Genomic DNA, 15,910 nt, shown 5'->3' on the forward strand with positions numbered 1-15,910 from the left:
GGGGAGGCGACGCCGCCCTTGAGGGGAATGCTGGCTTAGGCGGAGGGACGAGAGCTTTACCCGGCCGCGGCGGTCTCGGTCTCGACCGGCTCGACGACCAGCAGCATCACGGCGAGCGCCACCAGGGCCGAGGCCGCGAGGAACAGGAACACCGCGTCCCAGCTGAAGGCGTCGAGCAGCAATCCGGTGAGGAACGGGAACAGCGCCCCGCCGGCTTGGCCGCCGGTATTCACCACCGAGACCGCGAGCGGGTAGGCGTCCTTGGTGGTGAGCCCGGCCGGGTAGACGGTGAAGGACGAGTAGCCGACGTTCAGCAGGAAGCCGGTCAGGAACAGCAGGATCGCGAGGGTCACCGGCTCGTTCGGCGCGTGAATGAGCGCGTACATCATGAACACGGTCGAGACCGCGCTGATGAGGATGGTCGGCTTGCGCCGCTTGCCCACGACCCGGTCGGAGAACCAGCCGCCGATGATGTTGCCCAGCACGCCGCCGATGAACGGCGCCGAGGCCACGAAGCCGACATTCATCAGCGAAAATTGCTTCACGGTGGTCAGGTAGGTCGGCAGCCAGGCGAGGATGACGTTGATGATCCCGGTCATCATCAGGTAGCCGAGGGCGAGGCCCCAGACGTTACCGGACCGGAACGTCTCCTTGGCGGTGGCGATCAGGCGGACCGGGCGGCCGCGGATGACGCGATCCAGGCGGTCGAAGCGGCGCGCGGGCGGCACCGGGGCGGCCGTCACCGCCGCGGCGGCATCCGGCGCCGCGGGCCGCGACGACGGCTCGTCGCGGATGTGCTCGGCCTCGGCCGCCGACACGAACCGGCTGCGGGACGGCTCGTCGACGACGAGGAAGTACCACAGCACGGCGAAGACGATCCCGGGCGCGGCGCAGATGTAGAAGACGTATTGCCAACCGAGCGTGGCGATGATCAGGGCGCCCAGCGGCGGCACGATCACGGGCCCGAACTTCGCGGCGGCCAGGAACAGCCCGACCGCGGTGCCCTTCTCGCGGGCCGGGAACCAGCGGTTCACCGTCGAGAGCATGGTGACGGGCAGCGGCGCCTCGGCGATCCCGAGGGCGAGGCGGTTGAGCTTCATCGCCAGGACGGAGCCGGACGTGCCGAGGAGCCCCGTGAACAGGGAGGTCAGCAGCATGAAGATCGGGAACACGACCCGGGTGCCGAGCCGCCGGACGAGGAAGCCCGCCGGGATCTGCATCACGGCATAGCCGACGAAGAACAGGCTGACGACCGCCCCGGCCTCGGTGTTGGACATCCCGAACTCCTTCTTCACGAAGGGAAGGACGATGCCGATATTGGCCCGGTCCGCCGCCGCCAGGGTGTAGACGACGAAGATCAGGCTCATCACGACCCAGCGGTATCGGGTCGTCGTCCTGGATGCCGCGGCAGACCCCGCGGCGACGGTCGCGTTGTACATGTCGTTTCCTCCTGAAATCGAAGCATCGCCCGGAGCCGGTGCGGGCTCGCCGTTCCCTTGACCGGGACTTCTTGCGCGATGCGGGGTGTGAGTAGCGGACGCGGACGTCCCGGTCCGGATTGTCGTCATGTTCCGGCCTCGCGGGACGAGGCCGACGAGCGCGTCGAGGAAGCGGTGTCAGGCCGTGTAGGGCGCGACGCCGAGGCCCTCGAGGGCGCCGTGAAGCCAGGTCTGGCGCTCGGCTCCGGCCTCGATCTCGGCCATGATCGCCTGCTCCTGGCGCAGCTTAGCCCGGGCCGCCTCGACGAGGCGGCGGGTCTCGGCGGGCGCGAAGACGACGAGGCCGTCCTCGTCGCCGACCAGGACGTCGCCCGGATTGACGACCTGGCCGCCGATGCAGACGGGCACGTTGATCCGGGCCGGGCCCGACTTGTAGGGACCGCGATGCACGACGCCCCGGGCGTAGCAGGGGAAGTCGCCGGCCGCGAAGGTGGCGACGTCGCGGATGGCGCCGTCGATCACGAAGCCGGCGCAGCCGCGGGCCACGGCGTAGGCCCGCATCAGGTCGCCGCAGAGCGCGTTGGTGAGGTCGCCGCCGCCATCGACCACGAGGACGTGGCCCGGCTGCATCATGGTCATCGCCTGGTACATGCCGAGGTTGTCGCCGGGGCGGGTCTTGACGGTGAGCGCCGTGCCGACGAGCTTGCCCGACCCGTTGTAGCGGGTGAGGCCCGTCACCCCCGACAGGCGATCCAGGTTGTCGCTGATCAGGGGCGTGACCAGGCCGCGGAGATCCTGCTCGTCGGCGGAGGACAGAAGGGCGGGAAGCCGGCCTTCCGTCGTGACCTGCATCGTCATGGCGTGTGCTTTCCTCTGCTACGGATACCGGTTCTTCTTTTTTCGGTTCGACTCGACGCGTCCGGCCAGGACGCTGCCGGTTCTCGCGGTCCCCGCTCGGAGCCGGGTCGCGCGCAACGTCGGACGGACTCCGCCGCGACGATCGCGGAACGACCGTCGGGATCGGGTATCGCTGGTGAGAATGCGGGCGTTCGGGGGGCGATGGCGGTGATCGGCGGCCTTTCGGTGCCGCGGACCCGCCCACCCCGGAGCCTCAGCCGGGAGCGGCGCCGACGGATTCCGGCGTAGCCGACCCGTGCATCGCGAACCGCTCTGGCATCGCTGCAGCCTCCTGCCGTGCGCTTCCTCGCTCGTTCCGATCATTCATACAATAAAAATACAAACTGTCAACTCGCAACCCCTGAGATGGAGGGGCGGCCGGCGCACTTCGTACAAGATATGTACAAAACCGGACCGCGCCGACGATTGCCCGCAGGGGGCGCCAGGGGCTAAGGTCCGGCAGGATCAAGAGAAAGGGATCGTCTGGATGGCGCGCGGACAGGACAGGGCGTACGGCGTGCTGCGCCAGAGGCTGGTCGGCGGCCATTATCCGCCCGGCTTCCACCTCCGCGAGGAACCGCTCGCCCAGGAATTCGGCTTGAGCCGCACCCCCGTCCGGGCGGCCCTGAAACGGCTGGTCGAGGACGGGCTCGCGACCACGGATGCCGGCCACGGGATCCACGTGGCGGAGTGGAGCGAGGCCGACATCGAGGAGACGTTCCGGCTGCGCATGCTGCTCGAACCCCACGCGACCGAGCGCGCCGTCGAGCGCGGCGGCGATGCCCTGGTCGAGCGCCTCGAAGCGAGCAACCGCACCATGGCGCTGGCGATCGAGCAGGGCGACGGCGAGGCGATCTCCACCATCCAGAAGACGAACAAGGAGTTCCACCGCACCCTGCTCGACTTCTCGGGTTCGCCCCGGCTGCGCTCCATCCTGGAGACGATGATCGATATGCCGATCGTGGTGCGGTCGTTCTTCATCTACTCGCCGTCCGAGCTGTCGCAGAGCCTCCATCACCACCGCGACATCACCTTCGCGGCCCGCGTCGGCGACGGTGAGCTCGGCCGGCGCGCGATGCAGCTGCACCTGCGCATGTCCTATGCCCGCGTGATGCGCCATCGCGGGTCGTGGCGCCAGATCGCCACGAACGGCGCCTGAGCGTCGCCCCCGCCTGCCGGCGGACAGGCTCCGTCTGCGTCAGGCCCAGCGAATCGGGTGCGAGAAGTCGCAGGTCGCCCGGCTGATGCTCGATATCGTATTGACGACGTTGGCGGATTCGTCGCTGCGGAACATCGCCGCGTAGGTGACGGGCGGCAGCGGCGGGTCGGTCTCGATCACCCGCAGCTTCCCCTGCTCGATCAGGCCGCCGCAGCAATGCAGCGGCAGGTAGCTGATGCCGATCTCGGCGATCGTCAGCCCGACCAGCGCAATCATGCTGTTGCTGGTGACGAGGCGCGGGAACCGGACGCCACAGCCCTCCAGCCACTTGGCGAAGAACAGCCCAGATCCCGACCGGGTGCCCTGCGTCAGGATGTTGAACCGACCGATCTCGGCGAGCGGCACGATCCCGCGGTCGTGCATCAGCGCCGGGCTGCACATCCAGACGTTCTGTACGCTGGCGAGCGGCACGCTCGTGAAGCCGGGCTGCCAGATGCTGTCCGGGACGACGATGAAGTCGAGCGTGCCGTCCCGGAGCCGCTGGAACAGGTCCGTGCTCATCTCGACTTCCGGCTCGAGCACGATGGCGGGATAGGTGGCACGGATCTCGGCGACGAAGGCGGGCAGCCAGGTCAGCGCCGTCAGCTCGGTCACGCCGAACCGGAGCTGGCGGATCGGCGCGGCCTGGCTGGAGCCGATCGCGACGAGCCGGGCGTGCAGGTCGAGCAGCTCGTCGGTCAGGGGCAGGATCGCCTCGCCCTTCACGGTCAGGCGCACCCGGCGCTTGCTGCGGTCGAACAAAGCCGTCCCGAGGTCGGCCTCCAGCTCCTGGATCCGCTTCGACACCGCCGATTGCGTGGTGTTCAGCCGCTCCGCGGCCTTCTCATAGCTGCCGAGCACCGCGATCCAGTGCAGGGCTTCCAGCTGCTTGAGCGTCGCCATCCGTCGCCAGCCCCGCGTTTCATTCCTTTTTAGAATGTCGAACCGGTCGTTTAAATCCCTTTTTTCGAGCCCGGCGGCGTGGGATGCACGCGGCACCTAGGAGGCTGCAACGATCGCGGCTCTCCTCACACCCGTCTCCTTATCGCGTCCCTCCCCGGGCTCTGAACGGCAGCGCGGGGTCGCGGACGCCCCGGAGGGCCGGCGGGCTCCGCGCGGGCGGGCAGCACCGGGCGCCGCCGAGGCACCGCCGGATCCGTCCACCGGAGCCCGGACAACCAGAACCGTACGCGAAGCGCGTCAGGAGGAAGCATGCTGCAGGCCATGAGCAAGACCGGTCCGATCAAGCGGCTGCTGGTCGCCAACCGGTCCGAGATCGCCATCCGGATCTTCCGGGCCGCCACCGAGCTCGGCATCCGCACGATCGCGATCTACGCCGACGAGGACAAGCTCTCGCTCCACCGCTTCAAGGCCGACGAGGCCTACCTCGTCGGCCGCGGGGCCGCCGGCGAGTTGCATCTCGGGCCGCTCGAGGCCTACCTCTCCATCGACGAGGTGATCCGCGTCGCCCGCGCCAGCGGCGCGGACGCGATCCATCCCGGCTACGGCTTCCTCTCCGAGAGCCCGGAATTCGCCGAGGCCTGCGCGGCCAACGGCATCGTCTTCGTCGGCCCCTCGCCCGAGACGATGCGGGCGCTCGGCAACAAGGTCTCGGCCCGCAACCTCGCCACCTCGGTCGACGTCCCGGTGATGCCGGCGACCGATCCCCTGCCCGACGACGAGGCCGAGATCCGCCGCCTCGCCGCCGGGATCGGCTATCCCGTGATGCTCAAGGCGTCCTGGGGCGGCGGCGGGCGCGGCATGCGCCCGATCGAGGGCGAGGACGGCCTGATCGAGGCGGTGCGCTCGGCGCGCCGCGAGGCCAAGGCCGCCTTCGGCAAGGACGAGGTCTATCTCGAGAAGCTCGTCCGGCGCGCCCGCCACGTCGAGGTCCAGCTCGTCGGCGACCGGCACGGCACCGTGATGCACCTGTTCGAGCGCGACTGCTCGATCCAGCGCCGCAATCAGAAGATCATCGAGCGCGCCCCCGCCCCCTACCTCGACGCCGCGACACGCCAGGAGCTGTGCGAGGCGGCCCTGCGCATCGGCCGGGCGACCGGCTATGTCGGCGCCGGGACGGTCGAGTTCCTGATGGATGCCGAGACCGGGCGCTTCTATTTCATCGAGGTCAACCCGCGCATCCAGGTCGAGCATACGGTCACCGAGCAGGTCACCGGCCTCGACATCGTCAAGGCGCAGATCCGCATCATGGAGGGCGGGCGGCTCGGCGCGGTCGAGGAGACCGGCATCCCGGACCAGGAGTCGGTGCGCCTCAACGGCCACGCCCTGCAGTGCCGCATCACCACCGAGGACCCGGACAACAGCTTTATCCCGGATTACGGCCGTATCACCGCCTATCGCGGCGCCTTCGGCTTCGGAATCCGCATCGACGGTGGCACCGCCTATTCGGGCGCCGTCGTCACGCGCCACTACGATCCGATGCTGGAGAAGGTCACCGCCTGGGCGGCGGCGCCGGCCGATGCCATCGCCCGCATGAGCCGGGCCTTGCGCGAGTACCGCATCCGGGGCGTGGCCACCAACCTGTCCTTCCTCGAGGCGGTGCTCGACCATCCGAGGTTCCGCGGCGACGCCTACACCACCCGCTTCATCGACGAGACGCCCGAGCTGTTCGCCCGGCAGGAGCGCCGCGACCGGGCGAGCAAGCTCCTGACCTACATCGCCGACGTGTCGGTCAACGGACATCCGGAGACCCGAGGGCGGCCCCGCCCGCCCGCCGAGGCCCGCCGGCCCGAGCCGCCGCGCTTCGCCACCGAAGCCGGCCGGGCCCCAGCCCGCGAGGGCACGCGCCAGATCCTCGACCGGCTCGGGCCGCAGGGCTTCGCGGCCTGGATGCGTGCCGAAACCCGGGTGCTCGTCACCGACACGACGATGCGCGACGCCCACCAGTCGCTGCTCGCCACGCGGGTGCGCACCTTCGACATCGCGGCGGCGGCGGGCGCCACCGCGACCGGGCTGCCGGAACTCCTGTCGCTCGAATGCTGGGGCGGCGCGACCTTCGACGTCGCGATGCGGTTCCTCACCGAGGATCCGTGGGAGCGGCTCGCCCTGATCCGCGAGGCGGCCCCGACCCTCCTCACCCAGATGCTGCTGCGCGGCGCCAACGGCGTCGGCTACACCAACTACCCCGACAACGTCGTGCGCCACTTCGTGCGCCAGGCGGCCCGCGGCGGCATGGACCTGTTCCGCATCTTCGACTGCCTCAACTGGGTCGAGAACATGCGGGTGGCGATCGATGCGGTGGCGTCCGAGGGCAAGATCGCCGAGGGCGCCCTGTGCTACACCGGCGACATCCTCGATCCGTCCCGCAGCAAGTATTCCCTCGCCTACTATGTCGGGCTCGCCCGCGAGCTTGAGCAGGCGGGCTGCCACGTTCTGGCGATCAAGGACATGGCGGGGCTGCTCAAGCCCGCCGCGGCGCGCGTCCTGGTCAACGCCCTGAAGGAGGAGGTCGGCCTCCCGCTTCACCTCCACACCCACGACACCTCGGGCATCGCCGGTGCCACGGTGCTGGCCGCCGTCGAGGCAGGCGTCGACGCGGTCGACGCGGCGATCGACGCCATGTCGGGCACGACCTCCCAGGCCTGCCTCGGCTCCCTGGTCGAGGCCCTGCGCCACACCGAGCGGGACAGCGGGCTCGATCCCGCGGCGATCCGGCGCCTGAGCCTGTACTGGGAGGCGGTCCGCCGGCAATACGCCGCCTTCGAGAGCGACCAGAGGTCGGGCGCCTCCGAGGTCTACCTGCACGAGATGCCCGGCGGGCAGTTCACCAACCTGAAGGAGCAGGCCCGCTCCCTCGGCCTCGACCGCAAGTGGGATCAGGTTGCGCAGGCCTACCGGGCGGCGAACGACCTGTTCGGCGACATCGTCAAGGTGACGCCGTCCTCGAAGGTGGTCGGCGACATGGCCCTGATGATGGTCTCCCAGGGCATCAGCGCCGAGGAGGTGCTGTCGCCCGGGACCGAGATCGCCTTCCCGGCCTCGGTGGTCGAGATGATGCGCGGCGACCTCGGCCAGCCGCCGGGCGGCTGGCCGGCGGAGATCCAGCGGCGGGTGCTGAAGGGCGAGACGCCCTCGACGGCGCGGCCGGGGGCGCTCCTGCCGGAGGCCGACCTCGCGGCGGCGCGGCTCCAGGCCGAGGCGGCCTGCGGCCGGGCGCTCACGGAGGCGGAGCTGGCCTCGTACCTGATGTACCCGAAGGTGTTCACCGAGTTCTGCCTCGCCGCCCGCCGCTACGGCCCGGTCGCGGTTCTGCCGACCCCGGTCTTCCTGTACGGGATGGAGCCGGGCGACGAGATCGTGGTGACGCTCGAGCGCGGCAAGGTGCTGGTGGTGCGCCTCGTCGCCCGGAGCGAGACCGACGAGGAGGGGCAGGTCCGGGTGTTCTTCGAGCTCAACGGGCAGCCCCGCATCGTGACGGTGCCGAACCGCGCGGCGGCGGCGACGCGCCCGGCGCGCCGCAAGGCGGAGGACGGACGCGAGGACCACCTCGCCGCGCCGATGCCGGGCAGCATCTCCACGGTCGCGGTGCGGGAGGGCCAGGCCGTGCGGGCCGGCGACGTCGTGATGACGATCGAGGCGATGAAGATGGAGACGCTGCTGCACGCCCCCTGCGACGGGGTCGTGGCCGAGCTCCTCGTCGCCCCGGGACAGACGGTCGACGCCAAGGACCTCCTCGTCGTCCTGGCGCCCGGAACGGCTGACGGGATCTGATGACGACCAACCAGACTAGAAGGAGCATACCATGACCGACGCCCAAGCCCTCTCCGCCCCGGATCGCGCCGCCAGCGCCGCGGCGGTCGAGCTGTTCCGCGGCGCCGCGACCGCCTTGATCAGCGACAACCTCGACCGGCTGCCGGGCCTCGTCGGCCTGCGCCCGTTCCATCGCGGGGGCGCGCTCGCCGGCATCGCCCTCACGGTGCGCGTGCGCAGCGGCGACAACCTGGCGATCCACCAGGCGCTCAACATCGCCCAGCCCGGAGACGTGATCGTGGTCGACGGCGGCGGCGACACCAGCCGTGCCCTGGTGGGCGACATCATGAAGGCGATCGCCGAGAGCCGGGGCGTCGCGGGCTTCGTCATCGACGGCGCCATCCGCGACTCCGCCGCCTTCGCGGCCTCGGACTTCCCCTGCTACGCGCGGGCGGCGATCCACCGGGGGCCGTACAAGGCGGGTCCCGGCGAGATCAACGTGCCGGTCTCGGTCGGCGGCTGGACCGTCCGTCCCGGCGACGTCGTCGTTGGCGACGCGGACGGGGTCGTCACCTTCCCGGCTGCCATCGCGGCGAGCCTGATCACGGCCGTTCGCGCCCAGGAAGCCCGGGAGGCCGAGATGCTGCATATGATCGGCGAGGGCCGCTACGACGGCCGCTACGGCAAGACCGCCAAGTAGCGGCACCAAGCGTATCGTCTCGGTCGCCGCCCGTCGCGGCACGGAACCCGGCGCGGGTCTTGCGTGCCGCCGTCGGCGGGTCGTGGCCGGGACGTTCGGAATTCTCACGATGAAGCACCCGCTCCGGAGTCGTCCAGTGAAGAAGATTGCCTTGTTCGTGTTCCTGTCCGCCCTGGCTCTGCCCGCGCACGCGGCGGAACTGACGGGAACCCTGAAGAAGATCAAGGATTCGAACCGGATCGTCCTCGGCGTGCGCGACGGCGGTCCGCCGTTCAGCTACATCGACAACAACCAGACCTATGTCGGCTACACGATCGACATCTGCAGCAGGATCGTCGACGCGATCAAGAAGGAGGTCGGCGCCGCGGATCTCAAGGTCGAGATGCTGCCGATCACCTCGTCGACCCGCATCCCCCTGATGACGAACGGAACGATCGACCTCGAATGCGGGTCGACCACGAACAATCCCGAGCGCCAGAAGCAGGTCACCTTCACCAACGCCCACTTCGTCACGGCGAGCCGCTTCGCGTCGAAGAAGGCCCAGAAGATCGAGACGATCGACGACCTGAAGGGCAAGTCGGTCGTGTCCGTGGCGGGCTCGGTCAACATCGTCCAGATCAACAAGCTGAACACCGAGCGGAAGCTCGGGATCACCGTCCAGACGGCGAAGGACACCGTGGAGGCTTTCCTGCTGCTCGAGACCGACCGGGCGGCCGCCTTCGTGATGGACGACGTGCAGCTCAGCATCCTGATCGCGCTGTCGAAGGATCCGGCGGCCTACACGATCAGCAAGGAGGCGTTCGGTCCGCCCGAGCCCTACGGGATCATGCTGCGCCGCGACGACGCGCCGTTCAAGGCCCTGGTGGACCGGACCACCGCCGACCTCTACCGCAGCCCGGAGATCGGCGCGATCTACAGGAAGTGGTTCGAATCCCCGGTGCCGCCCAAGGGGATCAATTACCGGTTCCCGATGCCGGCGGAGCTGAAGCGCGCCTTCGAGCATCCGACCGACAGCCCGGACCCGGCGGCCTACAGGAACTGAGCGAACCCTGCTCCTGACGAGCGCCCCCCCCCCGGGGGGCCCGCTCGCCTTCAGAAGCCGTAGAGGGATGCGGGGTTCCGGACGAGCACCTTGCGGAGGCGGTCCTCCCCGCCGAGGATCGACGTCAGGATGCCGGCGAGGGGCGCCGCCTCCGGCGACTCCGGCTCGGTGACGTGGGGCCAGTCCGATCCCCAGAGCAGGCGGTCCTCGTTCTCGCCGGCCAGCCGACGCCCGATCCCGGCGATGTCCTCGTAGCCCGGCGGGCCCGTCCGGCTGTCCTGGTAGGGGGCCGAGAGCTTGACCCAGGCCCGCCCGGTGCCGAGCAGCCGCAGCACCGCGTCGAGGCCCGAATCCCCGGCCCACCGGACGCGTCCGAAATGGTCGAGGACCAGCGGGACGGGCAGCGCGCGCAGCATCGCCTCGTGCTCGGCCAACGCGCTCGCCTCGATATGAAGCTGGATGTGCCAGCCGAGATCCGCGACCAGCCCGGCGATCGCCGGCATCATCGCCATCGTCGTCGCGCCCGCCTGCACCTGGTTGAAGCGCACGCCCCGGACGCCGAGTTCGTGCCAGTCGCGCAGCGCCGCCGCCGGCACGCGCTCGTCGATCACCGCGACGGCGCGGTAGCCGGGGCCGAGGGCGCGCAGCGCCGCGAGGGTGTGGTCGTTGTTCGTGCCGTAGAGCGAGGGCTGCACGACCACGCCCCGCGTCGTTCCGAGCCCGGCCGCGAAGGCGCGGTACTGCGCCACGTCGGCCGTCCGGTTGCGCACCGCCGGGTTCGGCACGGTGGGGAAGGCTGCGTCCATGATGTGGAAGTGGCAGTCCGTCGCCCCGTGGATCGCCGCGAAGGTCATCGCCTGCTCCGTCCTCGAGAGAATCTTGCGTCGAGAGGGTTCTTGCGCCGGCCGCCCTCGTCCGGGCGGCCGGCTGTCTGCTCAGCGCCCGAAGACGTGCAGCAGCGCCAGGGAGAAGAACGGGACCGCCGCCACCGCGAAGATGCCGAGGAGGAGCGCGAGCAGGTAGGGGAGGATCGCCCGCGAGGTCTCCTCGACGCTCGTCCCCATCACCGAGCAGGCCACGTAGAAGCCGATGCCGAGCGGCGGCATGAAGATGCCGACGCCCATCGAGAGCAGCAGCACCATGGCGTAGTGCACGCCGTCGATGCCGAGCTGCGTCGCGATCGGGTAGAGGATGGGCCCGAGGATGATCAGGGCTGGCAATCCTTCCAGCAGCGAGCCGACCACGATGAGGATCAGGATCGAGCCGGCCAGGAACAGGTAGCGGTTGTCCCCGGCGGCGTGGAGCAGCGAGGCGAGATGCTGAGGCAGGTTGCCCGCCGCCATGATCCAGGCGAAGGAGCCCGCTGCCGCGACGATGAACAGCACCATGCCCGACGTCACCGCGCACTCGACCACGATTCTCACGAAGCTGCGCCACCCGATCGAGCGGTAGACGAGGACGCAGAGCAGGATGCCGTAGAGCACCGCGACGGAGGACACCTCGGTCGGCGTCGCGAGGCCGAACTTGATGCCGATGACGAGGATCATCGGCATCAGCAGCGGCAGGATCGCCCCGAGAGCGGCCTCGCCGAGGGCGGCCCGGCTCGCCCGCTCGACCCGGACGGTCGGGCTGCGGACCGCCATGACGTAGACGAGCGCCATGAGGATCACCGCCAGCACGGCGGCCGGCAGCAGGCCGGCGATGAACATGGCCCCGATCGAGACCGGGACGACGGAGCCCAGGACCAGCATGGCGATGCTGGGCGGGATCGTCTCCGACATCGCCGCGGAGGCGGAGAGGACCGCGGCGCCGTCCTTCGGCTGGTAGCCCTTGCGCTCCAGCTCTTCGCGCATGACCGAGCCGACCGCGACGACATCCGCGATCTTCGAGCCGGAGACGCCCGAGACGAGGTAGGTCGTCATGATCACGACCTGCAGCAGGCCGCCTCGGAAATGGCCGACCAGCGCCATCGCCAACCCGACGAGCCGGCGGCTGATGCCGCCCTTCTCCATCACCATCCCGGCCCAGATGAAGAAGGGCAGCGTGAGGAGGATGAAGTGGCCCGAGCCGTCGATGGTGTTCTGGGCCACCGCGACGGTCGGTGCGAGGTCGGTCGCGAGCAGGAACAGGATCGACCCGAGCAGCATCGCGAACGCGACCGGCAGGCCGAGGAGGATGCTGGCGAAGAACACCAGCAGCATCCCGACGAGCGCCGCGCTCGTGTCGAGGCGCAGGTCAGGCATCCGGTTCATCGCGAGGACGAGGCCGCCGAGGACCCCAACGGCGAGCGCCGCCTGCGCGACTGCAACGAGGCGGTGCGCAACGAGCAGCCGCTCGACCGCGAAGAGGCCGATCAGCAGCATGCCGGCGATGAACGGCACGACCGTGAGGCCGAGGTTCCACTGCAGCATCGGCATGATCGACTGGGCGTTGACCTCCAGGAGATCGAGCGCGGCCAGGAGCGAGACCGCGACGACAGCCAGGACGACGACGTCGAGCCCCGCCATCACCATCCGGCGCATTGGCGCGGAGAGCGCGTCGGTGACGAGCGCGACCGTGGTGTGCTGGTGGCTCCGGTACGCGAGCGCCCCGCCGACGAAGGCGATGGTGAGCAGGGCGAGACGCGAGATCTCCTCGGCCCAGAGGTACGAGTGACCGAGGAAGACGCGCTGGACGATCTCGACGAGGATGAGGCCGAGTTCCCCGGCAAGCACGGCGAACAGGACCGCCCGGGCGAGCCAGTCGACCGCATCCATGGCGCGGCGGTAGGTGCGGGCGAAGGCCCCGGGCGCCGGCAGGGCGCCCGGAGCGGATCCGAGATGGACCGTCTCCGGTGCAGCGTTGGCCATGATGTTCACCACGTCGCGCCTCCCCCGGGTCAGGCCGCCTGGCTCAGAACGTCGTCCATCAGATCGGCGCCGATGATCGGCCGGAACTGATCGTAGACGGGCTTCATCGCGGACCTGTACGCCGCGCGGTCGGCGGCCTGGACCGCGATGCCCTGACCGGCAAAGCGCGTCTCGACCTCCTGGCTCGCCTTCGCGATCGTGACGCGCGCGTCCTTGGTCAGCTCAAGCGACGCCTCCCGAATCGCCTGCTGGTAATTCGGCGCGAGACTGTCGAGCTTGCGCTTGCTCGCCATCATGATCCCGGGATTGTAGACGTGGTTGGTCTGCGTGATGGTCTTGACCACCTCGTTGTGCTTCGAGGCCGCCATCGAGATCATCGGCGTCTCGATCGCCTCGATCGCGCCCTGGGACAGGGCGAGGTAGATCTCGGACAGGTCGATCTGGATCGGGTTCGCGCCGAGCGTGTTGAACATCGCGGCATAGATCGCGCCCGGCTGGACGCGGATCTTCATGCCCTTAGCCTCGCCCGGCGCCTTGACCGAGCGACCGGTCGTCGAGACCACCCGCCAGCCGAAATGTCCGTAGGACAGGCCGTAGATGCCCTTGCTCGGCAGGTCCTGCAGCAGCTTCGGCCCGATCGGGCCGTCCAGCAGGCGCTCGGCCGTTTCGGCGTCCTTGAAGAGGAAGGGCAGATCGACGACCATGAACTTTGGGTAGAGCGTCTGCACGAAGCCCGACGTGTGGCAGCACAGATCGATAATGCCAGTCTGCATGCCGGTGAGCATGTTGCTCTGCGAGCCGAGCTGCCCCGTCGTGAAGACCTGGACCTCGACCGCACCCTCGGTCTTCGCCTTGACGGTGTCGGCGAAGCGCCGGGCGACCTGCATGAACGGGTGCGACGGCGTATCGGGATAGACGAGCTTCAGCGTGTGCTGTGCCGCCCGGGCGAAATCGGACCGGACGATGAAAGGCGCGGACAGACCAGCGGCAATCAAGCCGCGACGCGACAGCCTCATGGTGTTCTCCCTCGTGATGTCAATTGTTGTTTGGGTGTACAAGTCGTGACGTTTCGGGCGATCGGTCTCCCGGAAGCAAACCGCTGTCGATGGCCCCGACACGTGTTGATGCCCGGAATGCCTCCGTGCCGTCATTGACGGGCGCAAAGCGTGATAGATCACACCGCGGCCTGCTCATGCCGCACAGTTCGACTCAACGTGGAAGGTTGCTGGAGCACCGCTCGATCGCGTCGCCAGCGGACAGCACTTTAGATCTTTAAACTTGCAGCGTTCCTGCGACAAACCGGATTCCGCTTCGCCGGAATACGCTCCAAGCTCGGGCGTCGGGAGCGGGCACGAAACATCGAAGCGCGGCAGGACGCAGACAAACGCCGCCCGCCAAGCCCGCATTCAATCATGGTTGAGGATCGCCGGCACCGACCGGCTCTCGCGCGGCATCCGCCCGCGGCCATCGCCTCCTTCGCAGGCTGCTCCATTCATCAGCATGCCGTGCAGGAAAAATACATAATTCCGAATCACCTCGCTTTCAACAGCCGTTTTCGCAATTTTTTGTACAAATTATGTACATTTTGCATTTCGTGCTGATTGCTGCCGACCGCGCATGGGCGTTAAGGTGACGGCGTCGAGGGCACGGAGTTTGCCCGAATGGGACGCAGACAGGACAGGGCCTACGGGCTGCTGCACCGGCAGCTCGTGGATGGATACTACCGGCCGGGCTTCCATCTCCGCGAGGAACCCCTCGCCCGGGCGTTCGGGCTGAGTCGCACGCCGATCAGGGCCGCGCTAAGGCGGCTGGTCGAGGACGGCCTCGCGACGGATGCCGGCCACGGCATCCACGTGGCGGAGTGGAGCGAGTCCGATATCGCGGAGACGTTCCGTCTCCGCATGCTGCTTGAACCGCATGCGACCGAACTCGCCGTGCAGCGCGGCGGAGCGGCGCTGGTCGAACACCTTGAGGCGGGCAACGCCGCCATGGCGAAGGCCATCGCCGAGAACGACGAAGAATCCATCGGCACCGCACAGGAGGCGAGCCGGGATTTTCATCACGCGCTGATCGCCTTCTCCGGCTCACCGCGACTTCAATCCATGCTCACGACGCTGATCGACGTGCCCGTTATGGCGTGGTCTTTCTTGTACTCGCTGACCGAGCTGAAGCAGAGCGTTCACCACCATCGTGACATCACTTTCGCAGCCTGCGTCGGGGACGGCGATCTCGGGCGGCGTGCGATGCAACTCCACTTGCGCATGACCTACGCCCGCGCGCTGGAGCACCGGGCCTCCCGCAGTCGAGGCTCAGCGGCGGGCGAACGATAGGCGTTCAGATCGAACCGCCGCGGCGACCGCACGGGATCGTGACGCGCGGCACGCAAGCTAGGACCGGACGCGGTCCTCCATGGGCAACCTTTCGGGCCTCGACTCGCCGACGAAAGCCGTGGCGGCGGCGGTCCGCTGGTCCCCCGCACGGCAGATCGAGTCGGTCGGATCCGGGGCCCCTACAGAGGACATGACGGACATGGCACCATCAACAAGGGTCGGCGAACGCTCTGCGACGGGAGAGCCGGACGCGGATCCGGCCCGCAGCATCTTCCCCGCCGCAGCGAGGGTCCTGCCTCGCCGCCTCGGCGGAATGCTGGGTCTCGACGACTTCGAGGAGGCTGCGCGCCGCATTCTGGGATTGCCCCGTTTCTGGTTCTTGCTCATTCTGCGTGGATCAGGCGGCCAGAACCATGCGGCGCTTCAGGAGATCGAGGCCTGCCCGTCCGTAGCACTGGCGCTTGATGAGCTTGAGCCGGTTGACCTGGCCTTCAGCCTGGCCGCTACTCCATGGCTCCATGAGAGCAGCCCGGACGGCCGCGATGTCCGCCTCTAATCCTGAGGCGAACGTCGCGATCGCAGGAGCCTCACAGGTCCGGGCCTTCGTGATCCAAGCCTCGATGTCTGCAGCGGCGTCCTGATCATCGGCCACGCGCTTGCCCTTCCCGGGGTTCATCCGCACTTTCGGTGCTGACGGGTGCTTGTCCAGCCAAGCTCTGGGGTCTCGGCTCACGCGGCATGCAGT

General features: G+C 68.9%; 12 protein-coding genes. 5 read left to right on the forward strand and 7 right to left on the reverse strand.

The features are described from left to right. Positions 1–56: 56 nt before the first annotated feature. Together EU555_RS19275 and EU555_RS19280 are read right to left on the reverse strand one after the other, a co-directional pair. Positions 57–1,439, reverse strand: coding sequence for an MFS transporter (locus EU555_RS19275; RefSeq protein ID WP_135416834.1), 1,383 nt, complete (start codon positions 1,437–1,439; stop codon positions 57–59). 177 nt (positions 1,440–1,616) lie between these two features. Continuing rightward, positions 1,617–2,291, reverse strand: a complete 675-nt coding sequence (locus EU555_RS19280) for an RraA family protein (RefSeq protein ID WP_425375133.1) — start codon at positions 2,289–2,291, stop codon at positions 1,617–1,619. A gap of 532 nt (positions 2,292–2,823) precedes the next feature. On the opposite strand from EU555_RS19280, the gene EU555_RS19285 reads away from it, so the two are divergent. Further along, on the forward strand, positions 2,824–3,495 hold the full coding sequence (locus EU555_RS19285) for a GntR family transcriptional regulator (RefSeq protein ID WP_135416836.1): 672 nt from the start codon (positions 2,824–2,826) through the stop codon (positions 3,493–3,495). Between the two features lie 39 nt (positions 3,496–3,534). Here the strand turns inward: EU555_RS19285 and EU555_RS19290 are convergent, their stop codons facing one another. After that, on the reverse strand, positions 3,535–4,533 hold the full coding sequence (locus EU555_RS19290) for a LysR family transcriptional regulator (RefSeq protein WP_245524373.1): 999 nt from the start codon (positions 4,531–4,533) through the stop codon (positions 3,535–3,537). 213 nt (positions 4,534–4,746) lie between these two features. Between EU555_RS19290 and pyc the strand changes: the two genes are divergently transcribed. From pyc to EU555_RS19305, 3 genes are all read left to right on the forward strand, one after another. Next, entirely contained in the window at positions 4,747–8,265 is a 3,519-nt protein-coding gene (gene pyc, locus EU555_RS19295; protein WP_245524374.1) for a pyruvate carboxylase, read from the forward strand. 31 nt (positions 8,266–8,296) lie between these two features. After that, positions 8,297–8,944 (forward strand): RraA family protein, encoded by a 648-nt coding sequence (locus EU555_RS19300; RefSeq protein ID WP_135416837.1) that lies wholly within the window; start codon positions 8,297–8,299, stop codon positions 8,942–8,944. A gap of 109 nt (positions 8,945–9,053) precedes the next feature. Continuing rightward, on the forward strand, positions 9,054–9,986 hold the full coding sequence (locus EU555_RS19305; RefSeq protein ID WP_135416838.1) for an amino acid ABC transporter substrate-binding protein: 933 nt from the start codon (positions 9,054–9,056) through the stop codon (positions 9,984–9,986). Between the two features lie 50 nt (positions 9,987–10,036). Here EU555_RS19305 and EU555_RS19310 read toward each other — a convergent pair whose 3' ends face one another. The 3 genes from EU555_RS19310 to EU555_RS19320 all read right to left on the reverse strand — a co-directional run bounded on the left by EU555_RS19310 (position 10,037) and on the right by EU555_RS19320 (position 14,013). Next, positions 10,037–10,840: an amidohydrolase family protein gene (locus EU555_RS19310; protein ID WP_135416839.1), complete on the reverse strand. Its 804-nt coding sequence runs from the start codon at positions 10,838–10,840 to the stop codon at positions 10,037–10,039. Positions 10,841–10,921: 81 nt separating this feature from the next. Further along, on the reverse strand, positions 10,922–12,847 hold the full coding sequence (locus tag EU555_RS19315) for a TRAP transporter large permease (protein WP_135416840.1): 1,926 nt from the start codon (positions 12,845–12,847) through the stop codon (positions 10,922–10,924). A gap of 17 nt (positions 12,848–12,864) precedes the next feature. Further along, positions 12,865–14,013, reverse strand: a complete 1,149-nt coding sequence (locus tag EU555_RS19320; RefSeq protein ID WP_245524375.1) for a TRAP transporter substrate-binding protein — start codon at positions 14,011–14,013, stop codon at positions 12,865–12,867. A 483-nt stretch (positions 14,014–14,496) separates the two neighbouring features. On the opposite strand from EU555_RS19320, the gene EU555_RS19325 reads away from it, so the two are divergent. Further along, a complete protein-coding gene (locus tag EU555_RS19325; protein WP_135416841.1) occupies positions 14,497–15,165 on the forward strand; it encodes a GntR family transcriptional regulator in 669 nt (222 codons plus the stop codon). Between the two features lie 397 nt (positions 15,166–15,562). Here EU555_RS19325 and EU555_RS19330 read toward each other — a convergent pair. Further along, on the reverse strand, positions 15,563–15,910 hold a 348-nt coding region (locus EU555_RS19330; RefSeq protein WP_205820957.1), incomplete at its 5' end, for a transposase.

Origin of the sequence: Methylobacterium nonmethylotrophicum (assembly GCF_004745635.1) — a bacterium.
Lineage (GTDB): Bacteria > Pseudomonadota > Alphaproteobacteria > Rhizobiales > Beijerinckiaceae > Methylobacterium > Methylobacterium nonmethylotrophicum.